18 protein-coding genes are annotated in these 23,276 nt (G+C 35.4%); 11 read left to right on the top strand and 7 right to left on the bottom strand.

Annotated elements, in window-relative coordinates; all coding sequences use genetic code 11:
- The first annotated feature begins 4 nt into the window (after window positions 1–4).
- From LX80_RS11395 to guaB, 4 genes are all read left to right on the top strand, one after another.
- Complete coding sequence (locus LX80_RS11395) at window positions 5–628, top strand: 7-carboxy-7-deazaguanine synthase QueE (protein ID WP_245898049.1); 624 nt, start codon at window positions 5–7, stop codon at window positions 626–628.
- A gap of 128 nt (window positions 629–756) precedes the next feature.
- Window positions 757–2,664, top strand: a complete 1,908-nt coding sequence (locus tag LX80_RS11390; RefSeq protein ID WP_111296536.1) for an OmpA family protein — start codon at window positions 757–759, stop codon at window positions 2,662–2,664.
- 53 nt (window positions 2,665–2,717) lie between these two features.
- Entirely contained in the window at window positions 2,718–3,815 is a 1,098-nt protein-coding gene (gene dprA / locus LX80_RS11385; RefSeq protein ID WP_111296534.1) for a DNA-processing protein DprA, read from the top strand.
- Between the two features lie 60 nt (window positions 3,816–3,875).
- Entirely contained in the window at window positions 3,876–5,372 is a 1,497-nt protein-coding gene (guaB, locus tag LX80_RS11380; RefSeq protein ID WP_111296532.1) for an IMP dehydrogenase, read from the top strand.
- Between the two features lie 130 nt (window positions 5,373–5,502).
- Here guaB and LX80_RS11375 read toward each other — a convergent pair whose 3' ends face one another.
- From LX80_RS11375 to LX80_RS11345, 7 genes are all read right to left on the bottom strand, one after another.
- A complete protein-coding gene (locus LX80_RS11375) occupies window positions 5,503–5,898 on the bottom strand; it encodes a group III truncated hemoglobin (RefSeq protein WP_111296530.1) in 396 nt (131 codons plus the stop codon).
- Window positions 5,899–5,911: 13 nt separating this feature from the next.
- A complete protein-coding gene (locus LX80_RS11370; RefSeq protein WP_111296528.1) occupies window positions 5,912–6,679 on the bottom strand; it encodes an ABC transporter permease subunit in 768 nt (255 codons plus the stop codon).
- 16 nt (window positions 6,680–6,695) lie between these two features.
- Window positions 6,696–7,409, bottom strand: coding sequence for an ABC transporter ATP-binding protein (locus tag LX80_RS11365; RefSeq protein ID WP_111296526.1), 714 nt, complete (start codon window positions 7,407–7,409; stop codon window positions 6,696–6,698).
- Window positions 7,406–8,653, bottom strand: coding sequence for a nitrous oxide reductase family maturation protein NosD (locus LX80_RS11360; RefSeq protein ID WP_111296524.1), 1,248 nt, complete (start codon window positions 8,651–8,653; stop codon window positions 7,406–7,408). The genes LX80_RS11365 and LX80_RS11360 overlap by 4 nt, the downstream gene beginning before the upstream one ends.
- 45 nt (window positions 8,654–8,698) lie before the next feature.
- Complete coding sequence (locus LX80_RS11355) at window positions 8,699–9,697, bottom strand: nitrous oxide reductase accessory protein NosL (RefSeq protein ID WP_211307753.1); 999 nt, start codon at window positions 9,695–9,697, stop codon at window positions 8,699–8,701.
- A gap of 116 nt (window positions 9,698–9,813) precedes the next feature.
- Window positions 9,814–11,820, bottom strand: coding sequence for a Sec-dependent nitrous-oxide reductase (gene nosZ / locus LX80_RS11350; RefSeq protein WP_111296520.1), 2,007 nt, complete (start codon window positions 11,818–11,820; stop codon window positions 9,814–9,816).
- A 31-nt stretch (window positions 11,821–11,851) separates the two neighbouring features.
- Entirely contained in the window at window positions 11,852–12,334 is a 483-nt protein-coding gene (locus LX80_RS11345; protein WP_111296518.1) for a c-type cytochrome, read from the bottom strand.
- A gap of 204 nt (window positions 12,335–12,538) precedes the next feature.
- On the opposite strand from LX80_RS11345, the gene LX80_RS11340 reads away from it, so the two are divergent.
- The 7 genes from LX80_RS11340 to LX80_RS11310 all read left to right on the top strand — a co-directional run bounded on the left by LX80_RS11340 (window position 12,539) and on the right by LX80_RS11310 (window position 23,255).
- Window positions 12,539–13,249: a Crp/Fnr family transcriptional regulator gene (locus LX80_RS11340; RefSeq protein WP_245898048.1), complete on the top strand. Its 711-nt coding sequence runs from the start codon at window positions 12,539–12,541 to the stop codon at window positions 13,247–13,249.
- A 154-nt stretch (window positions 13,250–13,403) separates the two neighbouring features.
- Complete coding sequence (locus tag LX80_RS11335) at window positions 13,404–14,588, top strand: hypothetical protein (RefSeq protein WP_146250486.1); 1,185 nt, start codon at window positions 13,404–13,406, stop codon at window positions 14,586–14,588.
- A 50-nt stretch (window positions 14,589–14,638) separates the two neighbouring features.
- On the top strand, window positions 14,639–15,370 hold the full coding sequence (locus LX80_RS11330; RefSeq protein WP_111296514.1) for a hemerythrin domain-containing protein: 732 nt from the start codon (window positions 14,639–14,641) through the stop codon (window positions 15,368–15,370).
- A 60-nt stretch (window positions 15,371–15,430) separates the two neighbouring features.
- Window positions 15,431–17,002, top strand: a complete 1,572-nt coding sequence (lnt, locus tag LX80_RS11325; protein WP_146250485.1) for an apolipoprotein N-acyltransferase — start codon at window positions 15,431–15,433, stop codon at window positions 17,000–17,002.
- Between the two features lie 6 nt (window positions 17,003–17,008).
- Window positions 17,009–17,821, top strand: a complete 813-nt coding sequence (locus tag LX80_RS11320) for an alpha/beta fold hydrolase (RefSeq protein ID WP_111296510.1) — start codon at window positions 17,009–17,011, stop codon at window positions 17,819–17,821.
- 19 nt (window positions 17,822–17,840) lie between these two features.
- Window positions 17,841–20,495, top strand: coding sequence for a PKD domain-containing protein (locus tag LX80_RS11315; protein ID WP_111296508.1), 2,655 nt, complete (start codon window positions 17,841–17,843; stop codon window positions 20,493–20,495).
- Window positions 20,496–20,582: 87 nt separating this feature from the next.
- On the top strand, window positions 20,583–23,255 hold the full coding sequence (locus tag LX80_RS11310; protein WP_111296506.1) for a PKD domain-containing protein: 2,673 nt from the start codon (window positions 20,583–20,585) through the stop codon (window positions 23,253–23,255).
- The last annotated feature ends 21 nt before the right edge of the window (window positions 23,256–23,276 follow it).

The following is a 23,276-nucleotide window of genomic DNA, read 5'->3' as shown; positions in this document are numbered from 1 at the left end:
CAACATGCAACAGCTACCCGTAATGGAAAGTTTTTATACGCTGCAAGGCGAGGGTTATTACCAAGGCCATGCTGCTTACTTTATCCGTTTAGGTGGCTGCGATGTAGGCTGTGTTTGGTGCGATGTAAAAGAAAGTTGGGATGCACAAAAACATCCATTATTTACCATTGAAGCCATTGTTCAAAAAGCTATAGAAACAGTTACTGAAAAAGCAGGCAGTACCAAAAATGTACTATGTGTAATTACAGGAGGTGAACCCTTATTGCATCCGCTGGATGAATTAACGGAAGCTTTACAAAAAGCCGGTTTTTTAACCAATATTGAAACTTCCGGCTCATCGCCACTTAGCGGACATTGGAATTGGATTTGCCTTTCCCCTAAAAAATTTAAAGCCCCTTTACCCGAAATAGTTCCCTTAGCCAATGAATTAAAAGTGGTTATTTTTAATCAACACGATTTTAAATGGGCGGAACAATTCGCTAAACAAACCAACCCCAACTGTAAATTGTACTTACAACCTGAATGGGACAAAGCAGCAACAGTTACACCACTCATCATTGAATATATTGAACAAAACCCCCAATGGGAACTAAGTCTGCAAATACACAAGTACATCAATGTGCCTTAATTTTTAACAACAGTTATTCAAACAATATCCGAACTTAGTTAATATGCCGTTATCTTATTCAATTCAAAATAAATTGTAGTATTATTGGTATATTATCCCAAAAACAATTCATCACAGTAGTTATTTTAATGAAAAACACATTATTGCTCATTTTTCTTTTTGCACAACTATTGGCATCCGCTCAAAATGCCAACAACACACCCAATAAAAATTTGCAACAGCAATATAACAAGGCCATGCAATATTTAAATGATGGTTTTGTGAAAGATGCTATACCGGTGTTATATAAAGTATTGGAACAAGATTCTACCTATTTAGATGCCTGGTTATCATTAGCAGGCATTTACGGTGAATTAAAAAATTATCCCTTAGCTATCCGTTATTATGAAAAAGTAAAAGCAATGGATAGCAGTTATTTTTTGCCGTATAATTTACCCTACTCAATTAATCTGGCTGGCATGGGTAGATTTAATGATGCAGAAAATGCTATTGAACAATTTTTAAGCTTGCCCAATTTAAATGAGGTAAGCAAAAAAAGTGCTTTGTATCGGCAGCAATGTTATCGCTTTGCTATACATTATGCTAAAACACATCCGCAAAATAACGTTAGTGCCTTTGCGCCTAAAAATTTGGGCGACAGTGTTAACACACCTTTATCGGAATACTACCCTACCCTTACTATTGATGACAGCTTACTTATTTTTACCCGCCGCGAAGCAAATGCAACAGAAAACTTTTACCAAAGCATTATTCGGAAGCAAAAATTTTCTAAAGCTGAATTAATTAAAGGCGATATTAATTTGCAACCCTATAAAGGCGCCATAACGGTTTCTGCCGATGGCGACTGGCTTATTTTTGCCGGCGATTTTAAAAATGGATTTGGCAATTTTGATTTATATATTTCTTATTGGACACCCGAAGGTTGGAGTGAGCCGGAAAACCTGGGCCCCAACGTAAATTCAGGATACTGGGACAGCTCGCCTGCTTTAAGCCCCGACAATCATATTTTATACTTTAGTAGCAACAGACCGGGTGGATATGGAGGCCGCGATTTGTATTATTGTGTACGTCAATCCAATGGCCGTTGGGGACCTGCCATCAATATGGGCCCGTTAGTGAATACACCGGGCGATGAAGCCTATCCATACATACATGCCGATAATCAAACGCTTTATTTTACCAGCGATGGATTACCCGGATATGGCGGCACCGACTTGTTTATGATGCGTAAAGACAGTTTAGGAAAATGGAGTCAACCTGAAAATGTAGGCTACCCCATCAACACCATAGAAAATGAAGGAAGCATTACAATCAACTCTTTGGGAACAACCGGCTATTTTGCCAGCGATAGAAGTGACAGCCGTGGTGGATTAGATCTTTATTCTTTTATTATCCCACCCCACATTCAACCTTTAAAAACTTTGTTTGTACGAGGCACAGTACTCGATGCAAATACCCAAAAAGGTGTACCCTGTGCCATTGAATTAATTAACAACCAAACCGGTAAGCCAACGATGCAAATTAAGGTAGATGAAATAGGTAAATATTTTGTTCCCCTACCGGTAGGTACCAACTACACCTTCGTTATTAACAGAAAAGGTTATTTACCATACAGTGAATTATTTAATTTACAACAACACCATGCCGATAGTACCTATCAAAAAAATATTTATTTAACACCCATCGGCAGTAAAGCATCATTTACTTTTAAAAACATTCAATTCAATATTAATTCATACGATTTATTGCCGCAAGATACCATTGAGTTAAAGAAAGTAATTGAATTTATGACTGAAAATCCTACTGTTAAAATCGAAGTGCAAGGTTATACCGATAATACAGGAAGTGAAGTTGAAAATATTCAATTATCTACAAAACGTGCAAGGGCTGTTGCCAATTATTTAGCTTTAAACGGCATTGATTATAAAAGATTAAGTTATAAAGGTTACGGACCGGCAAACCCCATTGCAGACAATAATACCGAAGCCGGACGTATTAAAAATAGAAGAACAGTGTTGGTAATTACGGAATTTTAATGTCAATAATATAAAAATTACATATATTGACTTTAAAACCTTTGTACGAACCTATGGAAGATTCCCTGCTTTATGATATTGCCTTAACCCAGGTGCCGGGTATAGGCCCTGTTCAAGCAAAATTTTTATTAGAACATTTTCATTCAGCCCAAGCAGTTTTTAAAGCCGGCAAAAAAGAATTATCATTTATTGAAGGCATTGGAGAAGTGCGAGCCAAGGCCATTAAATCGTTTCAAGATTTTGATGCAGCATTAACAGAAATTGAATTTTGTGAAAAGCACCAAATTCAAATACTCACTACTAACAATCCGCAATACCCACAACGCTTATTGCATTGTTACGATGCCCCAACCGTATTATACTATCGAGGTAATGCCGCATTAAACAATAGCAAAACCCTTAGTATTATTGGTACTCGTTTACATACCGATTACGGCAAACAAATTACCGAACAAATTATTGAAGCGTTGGTTCCTTACAATGTTCTTGTAATAAGTGGGTTAGCCTTTGGCATTGATAGTATTGCACATAAAGCAGCCATTAAACAGCAATTGCCTACCGTTGGTGTGTTAGCACATGGCTTAAGTACATTATATCCGCCACAACACAAACAATTAGCCAAAGAAATGCTGTTAAATGGCGGTTTGTTAACTGAATTTGGACATAATATAAGTCCGGAAAAACACAATTTCCCCAAACGCAACCGCATAGTAGCCGGCATGAGTGATGCTACCATTGTTATTGAAACAGCTACCAAAGGCGGCAGCATGATTACCGCAGAATTAGCCATTAACTATAATCGCGATTTATTTGCTGTACCCGGCAGATTAACCGATGCAAAAAGTAGTGGCTGCTTAAAATTAATTCAACAAAACAAGGCCATTGTTTTTACAAATACCCAACAATTGTTAGAAGAGTTGGGATGGTTGCAGAAACCCGTAAAAGCACCTGCCCAACGCAGTTTATTTATTGACTTAACAGAAGATGAAAAAATACTTGTACAAATATTGCAACAACAGGAAACCCTACCTATTGACGCCCTCTATTTACAAAGCGGTTTAAGTAGCAGCAATGTAGCAGCAGCTATCTTAAATTTAGAATTACAAAATGTAATAACGGCCTTACCCGGAAAAATGTATCGGTTGAACTAAAACAATATGGGTAAAATACACAAATTTGTATTGTAATGTTTTAGTGCCCTATCTTTGCACATGGCAACACAAAAAAATTCCGGCAAAACCACCCCCACATCGCGCCTTTTTGGAGAAGGGCTTACGTTTGATGACGTATTATTAATGCCTGCATACAGTCAGGTTTTACCCCGCGAAGTAGATATATCCAGTTACTTAACCAAAGAAATAAAATTGAATGTACCCATGCTGTCTGCGGCTATGGATACAGTTACCGAAGCCAATTTGGCTATTGCACTGGCCCGAGAAGGCGGTTTAGGAATTTTACATAAAAACATGAGCATTGAAAAACAAGCTGAACAGGTTCGTAAAGTGAAGCGAAGTGAAAGCGGAATGATTATCGACCCCGTTACCTTGTTAGTTGATGCCACCATTGGTGATGCCTTAAAGCTAATGAAGGAAAACAAAATTGGCGGCATACCTATTGTAAACGACCAACAAAAACTGGTAGGCATATTAACCAATCGCGACCTTCGTTTTGAAAACAACAAGAACAAGAAGGTGGCCGAGGTAATGACCAAAGAAAATTTAATTACCGCACCCGAAGGAACAGATTTAAAAAAAGCTGCCAGCATTTTAAGAAATTATAAAATTGAAAAGCTACCTGTTGTAAACAAGCAAGGCAAATTAGTTGGCCTTATTACTTATCGCGATATTTTACAATTAACGAACAATCCCAATGCAGTTAAAGATGGCTATGGCCGTTTATTAGTTGGTGCTGCATTAGGCATTACAAAAGATTTATTAGATCGTGCCGATGCTTTAATACAGGTAGGCGTTGACGTAGTAACATTAGATAGTGCGCATGGGCATAGTAAAGGTGTGATAGATGCATTAAAAACATTACGCAAGAATTTTAAAAACCTACAAATTATTGCCGGAAACATTGGTACCGCAGCCGGTGCAAAAGCTTTGGCCGAAGCCGGTGCCAATTGTGTAAAAGTGGGTATAGGGCCCGGCTCAATTTGTACTACTCGTATTGTAGCAGGCGCAGGTGTTCCGCAATTAACTGCTATAATGGAAGTTAGCCAGGCATTAAAAGCAAAGGGCATACCGTGCATAGCCGATGGCGGTATTCGTTATACGGGCGATATGGTAAAAGCTTTAGCCGCAGGTGCCAATACCGTTATGATGGGTAGTGTATTTGCAGGTGTTGAAGAAAGCCCCGGCGATACCATTATTTATGAAGGACGTAAATTTAAAGAATACCGTGGAATGGGCAGTTTAGGTGCTATGAGTCAAGGCAGTGGCGACCGTTATTTTCAGGATGTAGAAGATGATATTAAAAAATTTGTTCCTGAAGGTATTGAAGGAAGAGTGGCCTACAAAGGATATTTAAGCGAAGTAGTGTATCAATTTGTTGGAGGTTTACGGGCAGGTATGGGTTACTGTGGCGCTGCCAACATTAAAGCATTACAAAATGCAACCTTTATAAAAATTACCAATGCAGGCATGAAAGAAAGCCATGCCCACGATATTGATATTACTAAAGAAGCCCCCAACTATAGCCGAAAATAATATTTTGGTAACCGGCTAACGGTACCCCTATTATGCTTCTGTTGCGTCGCACACTTGTACCGCAACAATACTATTCAGCAAAAGCCTCATAAAAAAATGAGGCTTTTGCATTGTTAAATCAATATTTTTACTATTTGGAGCCCAAACTTAAATTTTCGTCTTTCAATTTTAATTCTATTACAACAGCAATATTGTAAGCACGTTGTTTGGCAGCATTTGCAACCTCACCTACAAAATAATTATCGGTAACTCTAAAAAAGAGTTGTAACCATCGTTTAAAATGCTTGTGTAAAATTTTATTTTTTGAATCAATCTTCCTGTGTGTTTTCAAAGGATTTCCAAAGTATCCTCCTGAATGAAATAGGGCATTTTCCCAAAACAAGTACATCCGTTCTAAATGTTTTTGCCATTGTAATTCAGAAAGATGTTGAAAATAGGTTTGCAACAGCATATCTTTTTTAACTTCCGCATAAAAGGTATTCACCAATAGTTCAATATCACTCCTATTTTCAATGTCTTTTTTCACAGCAAAATAAAATTTACAAATCTTTTCTATTAAAGATGCGTAAGGAAAAATAAAGTGGCAACACCATCCACAGAAGCATCACTATTGTTGCCGTAATCATTCCGGGTAAAGTCCCAAAAAAGTTCTGGAAAATAGCACCAGTATAGCCCATTAATGCAGAAACATCCATTTTCAAAAGAATAAATATTCTACCAATATCTACAGGATTTAATGTACTTAAAAACAACATGAAATTTTCTAATGGATAATCAGAAAATTGAAATAAAATAAACAAAATCAACCCATCGAATAATAATGAAAAATACAACCATAATAAAACTGCAATACCAATACCTTTAGCTTTATCTCGGGTTTTTACCGCTGCCAGCATAGCAATAGCAACAAAAATAACAGTAAGCATTAAACCAACAGCAACTAGTATTATTCCAGTAGCTGAAAAGGAATATAATAAAACAGGTAATCCTATTCCAATAAAAAATGCTAACACTAAAGCCAAAGCAATACCACAAAATAAACTTAGCCAAATATGCTTCCGTTGTAAAGGCTGACTAACCAATAGTTCTACAAATTCTGCACTGTTATATACATAAATAGTTGAAAAAATAATACACACTAACGGTACAACGATTAGTACAATATTAAGTAAGCTCAATAAGCCTTTTGTAGTATTATCTTCTAAATTAAACACACTCATTCCTATTACCAATAAAAAAATTGTGTAAGCAATTATAATTTTATTGCGAAGAATATCTGCCATTACATATTTAATAATCTTTATCATGTTACATTTTTAATTTTCATGATTGGTTCCGCATAACCGAAGCAATTACACGAGATAATTTTTTTTCGCCGGTATCATTTTGTAAATGCTCTAGTGATTTATGAAACAGTAAGTTTCCATCTTGCATATAAATAACCTGTGTAACCAAATCATCCAACTCACTTAAAATGTGAGAGGTTATTAAAATAAGTTTCCCTTTTTGTTTTTCCTTTATAATTTTTTCTTTTAATAATTCGGAAGCAACAGGATCAAGTCCTGCAGTGGGCTCATCCAAAATCAAAACATCAGGATTAAATAAAAAAGCCAATGCTGCACTTACGCGTTGAGTAGTACCTCCTGAAAGAGTTCGCATTCGCTTGTTGAGCATATTAGGTATATCAAATTGTTCGATTAATTCTTCATCTAATGGCCCATTATGATTGGATTTTCTTATATCTTTCATCATAGCAATTACATGGCCAATTGTCATATTTTCCGGATAACGCCCAATTTGAGGCATATATCCAATATGTTCACGATAAGCCCAATTATGTAAAATATTTTGACCATTAAAAGTTATGAATCCACTATCGGGTACTACCATACCTAAAATACTTTTTACAAGTGTAGTTTTGCCACTACCATTGGGGCCTATTAAAGCAATACATTCTCCTTTATTGCAGTTTACTGAAACATTATTTAAAACAGTTAAACGGCCGAATTTTTTGGTAACATTTGTTGCAATAATCATAATCGTAAAGGTTTCATATATGGTAGTTTATCTACTAAATTTTCAGGTGTAAGACTGGGTAAAATTTTTTCTGTTTTATCAAATAAGGTTGCCATAAAACTTCTAAACAAAATCATAGTAGTAGGATTTTCGGCAACGATCATTGAAAACATACTTACCGGATGATAAGGCACATCGCCAAAACCATCTTTATTCAAATCATAGCCTTCATATTTATCCCAATAATTTTTATTAAAGGTATTTTCAACCAATGAGCCATTGGTAGCAATATCAAAACTGTTTGCTAAAAAATTATTATTGGATATTGTATTTTGAATACTATTCGCCTGGATTTTAGCTGCCCATCCATTCTTAATAAATGTGTTTTTTTCAACCACTATACGGGTAGCTCCTTCAAAAAAAATACCGGTGGTATTCCTTAAAAAAGTGTTGCCGGATATATGACTATCCGTAATTTCTTTCAAAAAAATTCCGTAACAGCCATCGCCCCAATTATCTTCAAAAACATTATTAAACATTTTAACTCCATGTGTAAACATTACGGAAACGCCTGCACTGTTTTTTTGGAAAATATTAGCAATATAGGCGTCATTATGCGAAAACATAAAATGCAGCCCATAACGCGAATTTTTAAATGAACGGTTACGCCATATTAATGAATGGGTTACAAACTCAAAATATATTCCATCTCTATGACCGGTTACAGTATTTCCTATAATGTATAAACTATCGCATTTCCAACAATGAATGCCATTAGCACTTTGCTGATCGGTTTTTGCATAGGCCTTCAGGTTATTATTTTTAATAGTGCAATTTGTAGCACCTTGCAAAAAAATGCCAAAAAAAGTGTCTTCTAAAAAATTATCTTCAATTACTACATTTTTTGCATCATAAACTTTTATTCCGGCAATATCAATTAAGCTTGAAGTTCCGGAATGCATCAACTTAAAACCTTTTACCAACACATTGTTTGCCTTAATAGAGATTATTTGATAGGTATGTTCGCCATCAATAATCGGATACTGTATACCAATTAAAAAAATGGTTTTATTAATGACAATTGTTTGCTCTTTGTACACTCCTGGTGATACCAAAATAGTATCACCTGCTTTTGCAGCATTAATAGCTTGTTGAATTAATTTGTATTGTTGTGATTTGCCCACAAGCAATGATGCAGCATTTACACAGTTAGTATAAGTACCGGCCAACATAAATAAAATTGCTATCCAACGATTAAACTTCATTTTATGAAGATTGAAGAAAGAAATAATAGACAAGCATTAACCGCATTAAGGGTATGTTGTTGAAACCAATTCATGCCAATCTACAATTGAAGCAGCATATTTTTCTATAGCCTGCTTTGCCTCAACTGAAGTATTAAATGCAGCCACATCTCCATTCATTGGACTATGAAGTTGGTTACTTTTTATTAACAGTACTTTTTCTAAAGGAATTAAGTTGTGGTCATCATCAAAGTTTACAAAATATAATTTGGCATTTTGGGTTTCATTGGCCTTATCATGTATAAAAGCTACAATACAATGTATATCATCAAACTTGTAAATTTTACCTTTTCGGGTAATTAATTCTGCACCAAAACGATTATCGCTATAGGGCATTTTACAATAACTACATTTATCTTTACCAATTAATAGCGATGTTGGACTTGTGTTACAAGATGAAAAGATGAATACAATAGTAATTATTATTAAAGTAGCATGTTTTTGATCAAACTTGTTAACTTTTTTTGAAATTTTCCATTCTTTAAAATTAACGAACAATAACAAACAACCAACGATAATAAACAACCATCCACCTAATGCTGGCACTGAATAAGCTCCAAAATTTAGAAGTTGTTTAAATCCAATTAGTGGAGGTTGATATGCCATTCCCGGAACAATAATAGGTGCTTCCGGATTTAGGTTATGACCATAATTATATTCCCAACGCCAAAAATCAACCATAGCAATAATACCAAATAAAATAAACAATAAAAACAATATATAACTCATCCATTTTTTTCCGAAAAATGCTGTTAAAAAAAACAATATTGCAAAACCAATAATAATACCAGGAAGAATAGAAAACTCAAAAAAATCTTCTGTTCGTAAATGCTTCATCCCAATGTAATGATTCAACCCATTAACAATATCAATATTACCCCCCAAATGGCTTGGATAAATAAACATACTTAACCCTTCAGGATACTGTGGTGCTGATAAATCAATACGCCACATCGGAACTTTTACTACTACCAACAAAATGATGCCTGCAATAGCAAGTAACATGCGATTGAATTTAGAGATATAAAAAGAATTTTCCATGACAATAAATTAAGGGTATAAACTACCGGAACTAAAAGATTGGTATCCGGTAGTTGGTTTTAGATAAGGGGGAATATTTATTATTTATCAAGTAAAGGAGGTGCAGTTGCAGAATCAGGAAGATTTTTACCTGTACTAAAAGTTAAAGGCACATTACTTTCAGCAGATGAAACCCGCACATATCCTTGCATTTCCTGATGCAGTGCACTACAAAAATCGGTACAATAAAAAGGATATATACCTGCTTTCTTAGGCATCCATTTATAGGTTTGTGTTTCACCTGGCATTACCAATAATTCAGCATTTTCAGGTACACTTTTAATGGCAAAACCGTGTGGTATATCCCAATCTTGTTCCAAATTAGTTACATGCCAGTATACTTCATCGCCTGCTTTAATACCTTCTATATTATCGGGTGAAAAATGGGAGCGAATTTGTGTAATATAAATATCTACCCTCTTGCCATTTCTAACAACTTTCGATTCAGCCTCTCCCTTGGTTACATAAGGGTTTTGATTTTTATTAATATCAAAATATTTAACTGATTTATCTCTTATTAATGAGGCAGCTACAGCCTGAGCATAGTGTGGTTCTCCAACTGTGGGGAAATCGAGCAACAATTTCATTTTATCACCACTAATATCAAATAGCTGAGCAGATTGTTCTAATTCAGGCCCTGTGGGTAAATATCTGTCTTTAGTAATTTTATTATAAACAATTACATATTTGCCATTGGGTTTTTTTGTATCACCACCTGGTATACATAAGTGGCCTGGTGAGTAGTAAGTAGATTGGCGATCTATTACTTTTAAATCTTTAATATTCCATTTAACAATTTCAGATGAAACAAACATGGTTGTAATAGCATTTCCTCTACCGTCAAATTCAGTATGCAAAGGTCCTAATCCGGGTTTCTTCACTTCGCCATAAAGAGCAGCTTCATACTCTATTACCGGAATACCATCATATTCGCCTATAAATTTTTTATTGGCAATCGCTTGCTGAATTTTATCGAAACTAAATACGGGAATTAATGCTGCTAATTTACCACTACCGACAATATATTCACCAGAAGGATCAACATCACAACCATGTGGTGATTTTGGGCAAGGTATAAAATAACATACATCTTTGAAATCTTTTGCATCTAAAACTAAAACTTGCTTTTCAATGGTAGAAGTAGCCATATGTTTGGTTTCATCATAAACATTGTGGGCATATTGCACTGCTTCTTTTTTACCTTTTCCTTGTTTAGCATATTCTTCCAATTTTTTCCAGTTAACAGCCAAAATAAAATCCTTATCGCGTTGAGATGCGTTTACTTCTAATAAGGTATTGGCTTGCTCAGTATTGTAGCAAGAAAAGAAAAACCAGTCGTGCGATTTATTTTTCCCTGCATGACTTAAATCAAAATCAACAGGAGGAACTCGTAATTGAAATGCAAGATTCATGTTGCCGGAATTTTTATCAACACTTATAAAACTAATAGAAGCTTTAAAGTTTTTCCGATAAGTATTAATAGGTACATCACCATTGTCATTATCCATAGGCACAGCAAAACGTGTTCCTGCAACTACATATTCGGTATTTTCAGTAATAAAAGGTGAAGAGTGATTACCGGCACTATTTGGCAATTCAATAATTTCAGCAGTTTTAAAAGTGCTTAAATCAACACGAGCAACACGAGGAGTATTATTAGCATTCGCAAAAATCCACCTACCATCAATTTCACCATTTGTTTGCGATAGCTCAAGATGATGTTGATCATCCCAAGGAACAAAACCTTGTGAGGTATTAAGCATAGGTTTTGTTTCTTCGCTGTAACCATATCCATTTTCCGGAAAGACAGAGAAAATAGGAACAATTTTTAATAATCTTCCTGAAGGGAGACCATAAACACTTAATTGACCATTAAATCCACCAGAAACAAAATTATAAAACTCATCATACTTACCCGGGGCGACATATACTTGCTGAGCTGCATCACCACTTACAGCATCACCGGCATTTTTAGGTTTACATGAAAACATACTGCCAGTAATTAATATTAATACCCATGCAGTATAAAGCAGATTATTTTTTCTCATATTGGTTGTATTTTATAAATAAATATTAGGGTTATTTAACACCGTCGTTTTTACGCATAAACTCATAAACATCTCTAGCCTCTTGGTCAGTTAAATGCTGGTTGGGCATTCGAACTAAACATATTTCAAGCATGGCCTGTGCTTTGGGATCTTTAGTTAACATATCATCCGTATTAGTAACAAAGTTCATTATCCATTCAGCGGTATGTCTTTGTGTAACACCTTTCCATCCGGGTCCAACTAATTTTTCATCGGTAAGCTTGTGACATGCACTACATTTAACCGTATATACTTTATTACCGGCATCTGCCATAGTAGCATCTAATGTTGGGCTAACATCTACATGTGTAAATTTACCCTCTCCTCTATTGGGATCGTAAGAAGGATTGGCACTACTAGTACTTTCAGTTGAAGTAGTGTTTGTACTTGAAAAAGTACTTTCATTTTTTTCACCGGAATTACTACAGGCAAGTAGTATTGCCGAAAATAGACTTAAAAAAATTAGCTTTTTCATGTTGTTTTTAATTTAATTATTGTAATTTGAAAAAGTAAGTGCGCATGGTTTATACACCTTTATATATTTTGCAATACAAGATTACAAATAGCTGCAGCGTTGATTTATGCGTTGAATCATAATGATTAAAATTCAAAGAATAAATAATAATAAATAATTAATATTTATTTATACTAAATCCTTTGCACATAAGCGTTTTAACATATGAAAAGAATTATTATTTCAAAAAAACATGACGAAAATCATGTATCGAAATGCTTAAAATCATGCTCAAAGGCTTATAAAAAGCGTAATTTTATCAATGTGCTAAATCAAATACAAATGATTGATATAGATTTATTGCTCTCATACGGTGCAGCCTATAAAAAGACAGGAACAAATGAAGTATTGTTTCATGAAGGGGAGGAATGTCATTTTTATTATCAACTTATAGAAGGAACAGTAAGGTGGGTAAATATTAATGATGAGGGGAAGGAGTATGTGCATGACTTGATTGTAGCCGGCGAAAGTATTGGCGAAATGCCATTATTTGATGATGAACCTTATGCAGCAACTGCCATAACAAATAAGGAATGTTTGCTAATTCGTTTACAAAAACAGCATTTTATTCAGTTACTTAAAGAAGATCCTAAAATACATTTTTTATTTTCGAAATTATTAGCACAAAGACTAAGATTTAAATTTTTAATGTCGAAAGAACTTGCCAATCATAAACCTGAAGAGAAAATATGTACACTTCTAAACTACTACAAAAGCAATAAAAAATTCTTTTGCCCTAAATGTAATATGGTACAATTAACACGACAACAAATAGCCGATATAACAGGGTTAAGGGTAGAAACAGTTATACGAAGTATTCGTCAGCTTCATGAAAATGGCAAATTAGCTATCGCAAAAGGGAAGGTTTATTATTAATGGGTTTATGTTTTGAAAAAATTAAAATTTAATATTTAATACATTTTAGATATCATTTTTTATTATGATTAGAATCATAACAAAACAATTTTAGGCCTGCTTACTTTGCATAATGATGAAGCACACTGCAAAAAATTGGATATTAATAAGTTTTTTGAATTTATTAATTGTTGCAATACTTGGAACTATTTTACGATATAAAATTGTATTTTCTCTTCCATTTATTAACCAAAAATATTTACTTCATGCACATTCACACTTTGCATTTAGCGGTTGGATTACTATGGCATTAATGACATTAACGGTAGATTACTTAAAAAAAAATCAAAACTCAAATGCTTTTAAAAAATACAAGTCAGTTTTATGGCTTAATTTATTAACCTCCTACGGCATGTTATTTTCATTTCCATTTGAGGGGTATGCAACAGTATCCATTATATTCTCTACTCTTTCAATTATTGTAAGTTATGTATTTGCAATGATGTATTGGAAAGATTTGAAGTTAATATCAATAAAAAATATTTCACATTCCTATCTTAAAGCTGCCCTAATTTTTTTTGTTCTTTCTTCTACTGGCGTATTTGCATTGGCTTATATGATGGCCACCAAACAAGTTGAACAAAATTATTATTTAGCTTCCGTTTATTTTTTTCTTCATTTTCAATATAATGGTTGGTTTATATTCGCCATAATAGGATTATGGATAGAATCAATCACAACTACACTGACTATTATGCCATATTTATCAAAATTATTTTTTTGGGTTTTATCATTTGCTGTTTTGCCCACATACTTATTATCAACTCCTTGGTTAAGCACTAATATAATTATACATTCTATTGTTATTATTGCAGCAACGCTACAGTTTATTGTTTGGACAGCATTATTGATAATAACGATTAGATTACATAATGCAGTAAAAGAACCTATATATGAAAACAGATTTGTAAGAAAGATATACCTTCTAATCGCTCTTTCGTTTAGCATTAAACTTTTGTTACAATTAGTATCATCATCAACATATATAAGTAACATTACTTACGGATTCAGGCCAATTGTAATAGGTTATTTACATTTGGTATTTCTGGGGGTGGTTAGTCTTTTTATTTTAGCATATTCATTTTCAAAAAAAATCATACCATTAACTTATACTTCAAAAGCTGCAATTATCATTTTTATCGTCGGCATTTTGTTAAATGAAATTTTATTAATGATACAAGGCATAGCTGATTTGGCTTATTATGTTATTCCGGATATCAATTTGCTTTTGTTGCTTGCAGCATTTATTTTATTAATTGGAATTACCTTTTTAAACCTTTCAGTAAAATTAAAACACTGACATTAATCATATTTATAAGTATTTCATTTTTATAGCTTTGCCCTAAAAAAATGGAAAATCTTTTACAAACACCGCTTCAAGTTATTGTAGCAAAGTATCCGGCGGTATTAGCAGTGTTAGAAAAGCACCATATCAGTTACTGCCACTTCAGTAAAAAAAACATTGAGGAGATTAGTGTTCTGCACAACCTTCCATCCCTAAAACTTGCGTACGATATTCAACAAATTGTCAATCAGGAAAAATGGAACAAGGAAACCTTAAATAATCAATCGTTCACTGAATTAATTAATTACATTATTCAGCATTACCATTTATATTTAAAAACACAGTTGCCAATTGTTTTAGCACAGCTGGAAAAAGTAACCCAAAAACATGGCAACCAACTGCCAATTTTATCGGATGTACTGTTTTATTTTGAAATGTGGAAAGATGAAATTACAGCCCATTTAATTTATGAAGAGTCAAAACTGTTTCCGGCCATACTAACCATTGAGCAGACCCACCAAATGCCGGAAAATATTTCAAAAGACTATATTAATAAATTGATCCATTTAATTGAAAAAGAACATGACCATTCAACCGATTTAATTGAAAAAATTAAAAGCATTACACAAAACTTTACCCCACCACCACAAAGTTGCAAAGGCATACAACTATGCTTTAACATGTTAGGTGATTTATACAATAATCTTGAAGAGCATACACAAATTGAAAATAACATTCTAATGCCCAAAGCATTGCAACAATTGAATCTAATATATCAATCAGAAAAAAAGAATTGACAACAATAACATTTTCAATACTTTCAAAAAATTACCGAACTTTCGAGCAAATTTTTTTGCTTGAAAAGAAGTCATTTATTTTTACTGAGTATCATTAGTGGATTATTGTTTGTAATTGCCTGGCCTACATTTCCGTTTACTTTCTGCATTTTCTTTGCGTGGGTTCCGTTATTGCACATAGCACATAATGTTTCGAAAGTACGAGCTTTTATAGGCTATGCATTTTTAAGCATGCTAATTTGGAACATAGGCACAACCTGGTGGATTTGGAATTCTACTGATGTAGGTAGTATTGCCGCCATGATTGCAAATGCTGTTTTAATGTGTATTCCGCTTTGGGGATATTTTAAATTAAAAAACAAATCAAATCAATTTTATAGCAGTGTAGCTTTTATTGTTTATTGGATGTTGTTTGAGTGGATTCACTTAAACTGGCAATTAAGTTGGCCATGGCTTACATTAGGTAATGTTTTTGCTACGCACCCCAACTGGGTACAATGGTACGCTATTACCGGTGTAAGTGGGGGTACGTTATGGGTTTTAATAGTGAACCTGCTTTTATTTAGATTATCACAGCAATATTTAGAATTTAAAAAAATCCCTTTACAAAAATTACTACCCGTTTTCATAGTAATCTTTTTACCTATTCTAATTAGTTATTTTTCAATTCCAACCATACCTAACAACAATAATAGTAGCAATGTGGTAATTGTTCAACCCAATATTGACCCTTACCAAAAATTTGAAAGTCTTTCAACACAAGCGCAACTACAAAGATTAATAAGCCTTAGCGATTCAGCCATTAATAATGAAACCAATTTGGTAGTATGGCCCGAAACAGCATTGCCTGAACCTGTGGCGCAGAACCAATTATCCGGTGTGGGAATGTATCAACCCGTGTTCAAATTTTTACAACAACACCCTTCTATTACTTTACTTACCGGTGTTGAAAGTTATGTAACCTATGGTAATGAAAAAGCAACACCTACAGCGCATGCAATGCCTAATGGCACTTATTATGATGCATTTAATAGTGCGGTAGCTTTGCATGTTGGGCAGCCCAACCAATTTTACAACAAAAGCAAATTGGTACCCGGCGTGGAATCGTTGCCTACTTTTTTAAATTTTATGGCCCCTGTATTTGAGCAATTTGGGGGAACAACCGGCGGATATGGGCGTGATACAGGTGCGGTAGTATTTTCCGAGCCCGATAATCCCTACAAAATGGCACCCATTATTTGTTACGAAAGTATTTATGGAGGATATGTTGCTGATTATGTTCGTAAAGGTGCCAACCTGTTAACCATTATTACTAATGACGGGTGGTGGGGCAATACCCCGGGGCATTTACAACATTTGAATTACGCTCGCTTAAGAGCCATAGAAACCCGAAAATTTATTGCACGAAGTGCTAACACGGGAATTAGTGCCGTAATTAGTCCAACAGGGCAAATCATCACTTCAACAGGGTATAATGAGCCCGCTGTCATTCGTTACAATATTCCTACCGAAGCAACTACCACTTTGTATGTAAAATGGGGCGATTGGTTATACAAAATAACCGGCTTAATTGCCTTATTAGTAATTTTATATCAATTGTATGGATGGTTGGCTTTGCGCCTAAGAAAATAATGCGTTATGGAAAAAGTTTGTAAGTACAAAAATGGAACCATTGCTTATGGTATGGAAGGAAATGGCCCTGTGGTAATGTTAATCCATGGTTTTGGTGAAGATGCATCAATCTGGAATAATCAAGTACAATATTTACAATCGAATTATACTGTCATCACACCCTTTATTCCCGGAACGGGCAAATCAACTTTATTGCAATCGGAAAATAATAATTCAATTGAAATAAAAGATTATGCAATTGCCTTACATGCCATTGTTGAAGCAGAAAATATTACTTCATTAGTAATGCTTGGACACAGTTTAGGAGGCTATATTACATTAGCATTTGCAGAAATATACCCTTCCTTATTAAAAGGTTTTGGTTTAGTGCATTCAACCGCTTTTGCAGATAGCGAAGAAAAAAAAGCGAATCGATTGAAAGGCATTAGAATAATGCAAGACTATGGTGCCTTTGCATTCATTAAAACCACCATTCCCAATTTATTTGGGGCCAATTTTAAAGCAGCATTTCCCGAAAAAGTAGATCTACTAATTGCACAGGCCAATACGTTCAATACCACAGCCTGCCAACAGTATTATGAAGCTATGCGCATAAGACCCGATAGAACAAACGTTTTAAAAAATGCTGCTTGCCCGGTTTTATTTATTATTGGAACGGAAGACATTGCTGCCCCTATGAATGATGTTTTACAACAATCGCATCTACCTGATTGTTCTTATGTACATATTTTAGAAAATGTGGGGCATATGGGTATGTTAGAAGCAACTAACCAAGTAAACGAATATATTCAAGCTTTTTTAAAGTCTGTTTATTACTAAACATTACATTTTTTATTCAATGATTTTTCTTAACAACATAGCATGCAACAAAAAAACTACATTAGTGGTATTAGCTATGTTGTTTGTATTTGCAGCCCATGCAAGGCATGTTGCAGGTGGCGAATTATTTTATAAATATTTAGGCCCCGGTGCTACTCCCGGCACCAATAGCTATCATATAACTTTACGTTTATTTAGAGACTGCGCTTCAACAGGCCCTTTATTACAATCAGAAAATGTAGTAGTAGGCTTTTATGATGGCAATACTTTGGTTAGAACTTTGGGACTACCTTTAACCGGCGGTATTTCAACCATTCAGCTCAATACAGCCCTAATACCCTGTTTAGTGGGGAATGTAAGTGTATGTTATCAGATTGCTTTATTTACCAATACCATTGACTTGCCCATTAATCAAAATGGATATACACTGTCGCGTATGGGTTGTTGCCGTATTGACAATATTTCAAACCTAAGTTCAAACAATGTAGGCAGTAATTATGTAACTTTTTTACCCGGAACCAACACATTACCGGTAGGCAACAACAGTAGTCCTGAGTATAAGATTAAGGATACAACCTTAGTGTGTGCCAGTAAAAAATTCAACTTAGATTTTAGTGCAGTTGATCCTGATAATGATTCTTTAAGTTATTCGTTTTGTGAAGCTTATACAGCACCTAATACCGGCCAAAATCAGGCGCCACCGCAAATACTATCACTTACATCTGTACCCTATGCAGGTGGTTACAGCGGTACAATGCCTTTAGGCCCGGATGTAACTATTGACCCCGTTACAGGCATTATAAGTGGCACGGCACCACCTGCCGGACAATATGTTGTAAATGTTTGCATAGCTGAATTTAGAAATGGCAAGCAAATTGGTTATCACCGTAAAGATTTTATTTTAAAGGTGCAATCTTGCGACATCATTGAAGCAGATCTTCCTTCCAGCATTGTAAACTGCAAAGATTATACAGTTTATTTTGAAAATCAATCTACGTCCTCTTCCATCTTGTCATACAAATGGACAGTTGGCGATCCTGCCAATCCTACCTTTTCAGCAAATACGCCAACCTTGCAATATACTTACCCCGATACCGGCCGATTCGTTGCACATTTAACAGTTACAGGTCCCAATTCATGTGTAGGTACCGATAGCACTATTGTAATGGTTTATCCCGGATACAAAACCGCATTTAGTGTGCAGGGCGATTGTTATTTACGTCCATTTCAATTTACCGACCAAAGCACTGCCAAATATGGTACTGTTTCGAAATGGCAATGGAATTTTGGTGACCCTAATTCAAATGCAGCTACTTCAAAACAACAAAATCCATCTTACACTTATTCGGCACCGGGAACGGTAACAGTAACACTTATTTCGCAAAGTGATAAAGGTTGCATTGATTCTGCCAAACAATCTGTTGTAATTTACAGCAACCCACCACTTAATCTTCCATTTCGCGATACGCTTATTTGCAGTATAGATACCCTTCAATTACAATCAACAAGTAATGGTAGTTATAGTTGGACTCCCAATTATAACATCATTAATGCCAATACAGCCACTCCATTCGTTTTTCCCAAAACCACTACCACCTATCAGGTTACGGTAAATAATAATGGGTGCATTAGTAAAGATACGGTTAGAGTAAGGGTATTGGATTCAATTACGGTTAAAGTAGTACCCGATACAACAGTTTGTTTAACCGACACTTTTCGGTTATATCCTGTAAGTGAAGCATTGGGTTATGAATGGTCACCGGCAACAGGTATGGATAACCCTAAACTAAAAAGCCCATTGTTTAAACCAACTGCCTCAACTAATTATCGCTTAATTGCTAACTTAGGAAAGTGTCGCGATACTGCATATACCCGTATCATTGCCGATCCTTACCCTAATGCAAATGCGGGTGCCGATGTGGGTATTTGTTTTGGGGGCAGAACGCAACTAAATGCATCTACCAATGCCACCATTTTTTCCTGGAGTCCTAACAGCAATATGCTAAATAGTAACACGCTGCAACCAACTGTTGCACCAGGTAACACCACACCTTACCTGTTAACTGTAAGATATGATACCGGATGCATTAAACCTGTTATTGATACAGTTGTGGTAACGGTTTACACACCTGTAAAAGTAAAAGCAGGAAACGATACTGCAGTAGTTGTAAACCAACCTCTGCAATTACACGCAACAAGTAATTATGATGGTGATAGTACGGGCACAACCGTACAATATTTGTGGACGCCTGCCTCTTTTTTAAGTAGTGCTAACATTCCTAACCCCATTGCTACTTTTAATGGATTAAATGATTCCATACAATATACCGTAACTGCAACTACCAGCGCAGGCTGTATAGGTAGTGATAAAGTATGGGTACGAATATTCAAAACAGGTCCCGATATATTTATTCCTTCTGCATTTACCCCCAATAATGATAACAAAAATGACATACTGAAACCCATACCCGTTGGTATAACTTCTTTGCTTTATTTTAACATTTACAATAGATGGGGACAACTTATTTTTACTACACATCAAATTGGTGAAGGTTGGGATGGAACCTATAATGGCACTATGCAACCACCGGGTGCCTATGTTTTTACAGCCGAAGGAATTGACTTTACGGGGAAAAAAGTTTTTAAAAAAGGAACTGTTGTTTTAATACGATAAGCAGCAAATAACAACCTTCAACTATCTATAAATGCAATGGTTTTGTACATTTACTATTCACCTGTATTTGATATTCATTAACTAAGCATGCGAAAATTTTTATTCATTATATTTATTTTAATTTCATGTGTATTTAAAAGCTATGCAGTGCATATAGCAGCAGGTGAATTGAGTTATTTATACCAAGGCCCCGGTGCATCGCCAAATACGGCGCGCTATTTAATTACAATGCGTTTGTTTAGAGAATGCAATGCACCCGCAAATTCTGCACAATTGAATGGTGAAAATGTTACCATTGGTATTTATGATAAAGCAACGGGAAATTATATTTCACAATTAAAACTTGCTCAACAATTTGTAGGCAATCCGCCTACAATACAAAATACTCCTGGTATTAATCCTTGCTTAACCGGTAACCCTATTGCCTGCTATCAGGTAGGCACTTACAGCAGTACCATTGATTTACCCATTACTGCAAATGGATATACCCTTTCATGGGTGCGATACTCAAGAGCCGTAGTACAAAATGTTGCCGGCAATAGCGTAGGTGCTACTTTTACAGCTGAAATTCCCGGCACATTGCAACTGCCGAATGGTACCAATAGCAGTCCGATTTTTACCATTAGCGATACAACCATTGTTTGCAAAAACACCGGTTTTACTTTTAACTACTCGGCATCTGACCCCGATGGTGATTCGTTGGCCTATAAATTTGCACCTGCTTATGATGGCACACCCGGAAACTATGTAGGAACAACTACTCCTGATCCCGACCCATCGCTTATACCTGTTTTGCAACCTGTGTCAGTAAATTATATTGCACCCTATTCCGGTTTACAACCATTAGGAAGTGGTGTAACCATTAACGTAAATACAGGCTTAATTAGTGGGGTTGCACCGCCCGCCGGCAAATACATTGTTTGTGTTGTAGTGGAAGAATGGCGTAACAAAGTTTTATTGGATAGACACCGAAAAGATTTTATATTAACCATTGGTGATTGTTCTGTGAATGGTGCTGACCTGAATCCCAAGTACGTAAATTGTAACAATTTCACCTTTAACTTTTCCAATGAAAGTACCAACCCCAATATTATAGCCTATGCCTGGAAATTTGGCGATACTAAAAATTCAAATTATGACACATCCAGTAAACCAACTCCCACCTACACTTATTCAGATACGGGTACTTATACCATGAAGCTAAAAGTTACAGCCACCGGCGGTTGTACAGATTCTGCAACTGCACAAGTAGCCGTTTTTCCGGGTTTTAAAGCAAACTTTTCTGTGAATGGCAGTTGCATTTTAAACCCATACCAATTTAAAGACTTAAGCGTTGCACAATACGGAGTAATAAATAGCTGGCAATGGAATTTTGGTGATCCGAATACAACTTCTGACACTTCAACACAACAAAACCCCACTTACACCTATGCTTCAACGGGAACCAAAACGGTATTTTTTACCGTAACCAGCACTAAAGGATGCGTTGATACACTTTCTAAAATTATTAACGTGCCTGATAAACCCTATTTATTCTTGCCCTTTCACGACACGCTTATCTGTAGTATTGACACACTTCCTTTAATAGCCAACAGTCCTGGAAGTACCTTTCAATGGACCAGTGTACAATCGCCTAACAGCATTATTAATGCAACCTCGGCTAATCCTTTGGTACACCCTAAAGACACTGCAGTTTATGTAGTTACAGTTAATAACAATGGTTGCTTAAATAAAGATTCCATACAAGTAAATGTACTGCAATTCATTACCGTTAATGCAGGGCCGGATACTAGTATATGCCAAACCGATACAATACAATTTAATACAGTAAGCTATGCGTTAAGTTATCAGTGGAAAGGATCTAACGGTATACCCATTGCACAGGTTAAATATCCAAAGGTGGCACCACTAACCAATACAACGTACTACGTACAGGCTAATTTGGGAAAATGTCCCGCCTATGACACGGTAAACGTAAAGGTTTTTCCCTATCCATCTGTTTCAGCAAGCGGAAATGCCAATATTTGCTTTGGAAATACTACGCAACTGAGTGGCACTACTAATGCAGATAATTTCAGTTGGTCGCCCAACAACACTTTACTAAATGCCAATACACTTAATCCAACAGCCGGACCCAATAAAACCACTTACTATGTTTTAACCGGGAAAAATAATAGTGGATGTATAAAAGCAGTATCAGATAGCGTGTTAGTGAAAGTTATACAACCCATTACCATTGACGTAGGCACGGACACTTCAGTAGTACTTAATCAACCTTTACAACTAAAAGCAATATTGGCAGACAGTAGTAATTTCGCATATAGTTGGACCCCCGTTGAATATTTAAATAATCCATCCATCTCTCATCCAATTGCCATTATTAATACGCCGGTAAACGATGTAACATTCACAGTAAAAGCTACTGAATTATCATCCGGATGTACCGGCCAAAGTAGCATCGTAGTTAAAGTATATAATACAGGTCCTGACATTCTTGTTCCTAAAGCATTTACACCAAACGGAGATGGTAAAAATGATATTATGCGCCCCATTTTATTGGGTATTAGCAGATTAGACTATTTTAGTATATACAATCGTTGGGGGCAACTTATTTATTCAACCTCTCAACCTAATGCAGGATGGGATGGTACAGTAAATGGCACTGCACAACCAAGTGGTGCTTATATTTATACAGCCAAAGGCGTTGATTATTTGGGAAATACCATTACAAAAAATGGAACCATTGTTTTAATCAGGTAAATTTGCTGTTAACAAAACAAT

This window comes from Hydrotalea sandarakina (assembly GCF_003254115.1).
In the GTDB taxonomy this organism is placed as follows: Bacteria; Bacteroidota; Bacteroidia; order Chitinophagales; family Chitinophagaceae; genus Hydrotalea; species Hydrotalea sandarakina.
The sequence above is the reverse complement of the archived record's forward strand: the minus strand, read 5'-3'. Positions and strand labels throughout refer to the sequence as shown.

Coding starts and splice junctions, on each gene's coding strand:
- LX80_RS11395 (WP_245898049.1), top strand. CDS start 5: ATGCAACAGCTACCCGTAATGGAAAGTTTTTATACGCTGCAAGGCGAG.
- LX80_RS11390 (WP_111296536.1), top strand. CDS start 757: ATGAAAAACACATTATTGCTCATTTTTCTTTTTGCACAACTATTGGCA.
- dprA (WP_111296534.1), top strand. CDS start 2,718: ATGGAAGATTCCCTGCTTTATGATATTGCCTTAACCCAGGTGCCGGGT.
- guaB (WP_111296532.1), top strand. CDS start 3,876: ATGGCAACACAAAAAAATTCCGGCAAAACCACCCCCACATCGCGCCTT.
- LX80_RS11370 (WP_111296528.1), bottom strand. CDS start 6,679: ATGATAAAGATTATTAAATATGTAATGGCAGATATTCTTCGCAATAAA.
- LX80_RS11365 (WP_111296526.1), bottom strand. CDS start 7,409: ATGATTATTGCAACAAATGTTACCAAAAAATTCGGCCGTTTAACTGTT.
- LX80_RS11360 (WP_111296524.1), bottom strand. CDS start 8,653: ATGAAGTTTAATCGTTGGATAGCAATTTTATTTATGTTGGCCGGTACT.
- LX80_RS11355 (WP_211307753.1), bottom strand. CDS start 9,697: ATGTTACTTGCTATTGCAGGCATCATTTTGTTGGTAGTAGTAAAAGTT.
- nosZ (WP_111296520.1), bottom strand. CDS start 11,820: ATGAGAAAAAATAATCTGCTTTATACTGCATGGGTATTAATATTAATT.
- LX80_RS11345 (WP_111296518.1), bottom strand. CDS start 12,334: ATGAAAAAGCTAATTTTTTTAAGTCTATTTTCGGCAATACTACTTGCC.
- LX80_RS11340 (WP_245898048.1), top strand. CDS start 12,539: ATGAAAAGAATTATTATTTCAAAAAAACATGACGAAAATCATGTATCG.
- LX80_RS11330 (WP_111296514.1), top strand. CDS start 14,639: ATGGAAAATCTTTTACAAACACCGCTTCAAGTTATTGTAGCAAAGTAT.
- LX80_RS11320 (WP_111296510.1), top strand. CDS start 17,009: ATGGAAAAAGTTTGTAAGTACAAAAATGGAACCATTGCTTATGGTATG.
- LX80_RS11315 (WP_111296508.1), top strand. CDS start 17,841: ATGATTTTTCTTAACAACATAGCATGCAACAAAAAAACTACATTAGTG.
- LX80_RS11310 (WP_111296506.1), top strand. CDS start 20,583: ATGCGAAAATTTTTATTCATTATATTTATTTTAATTTCATGTGTATTT.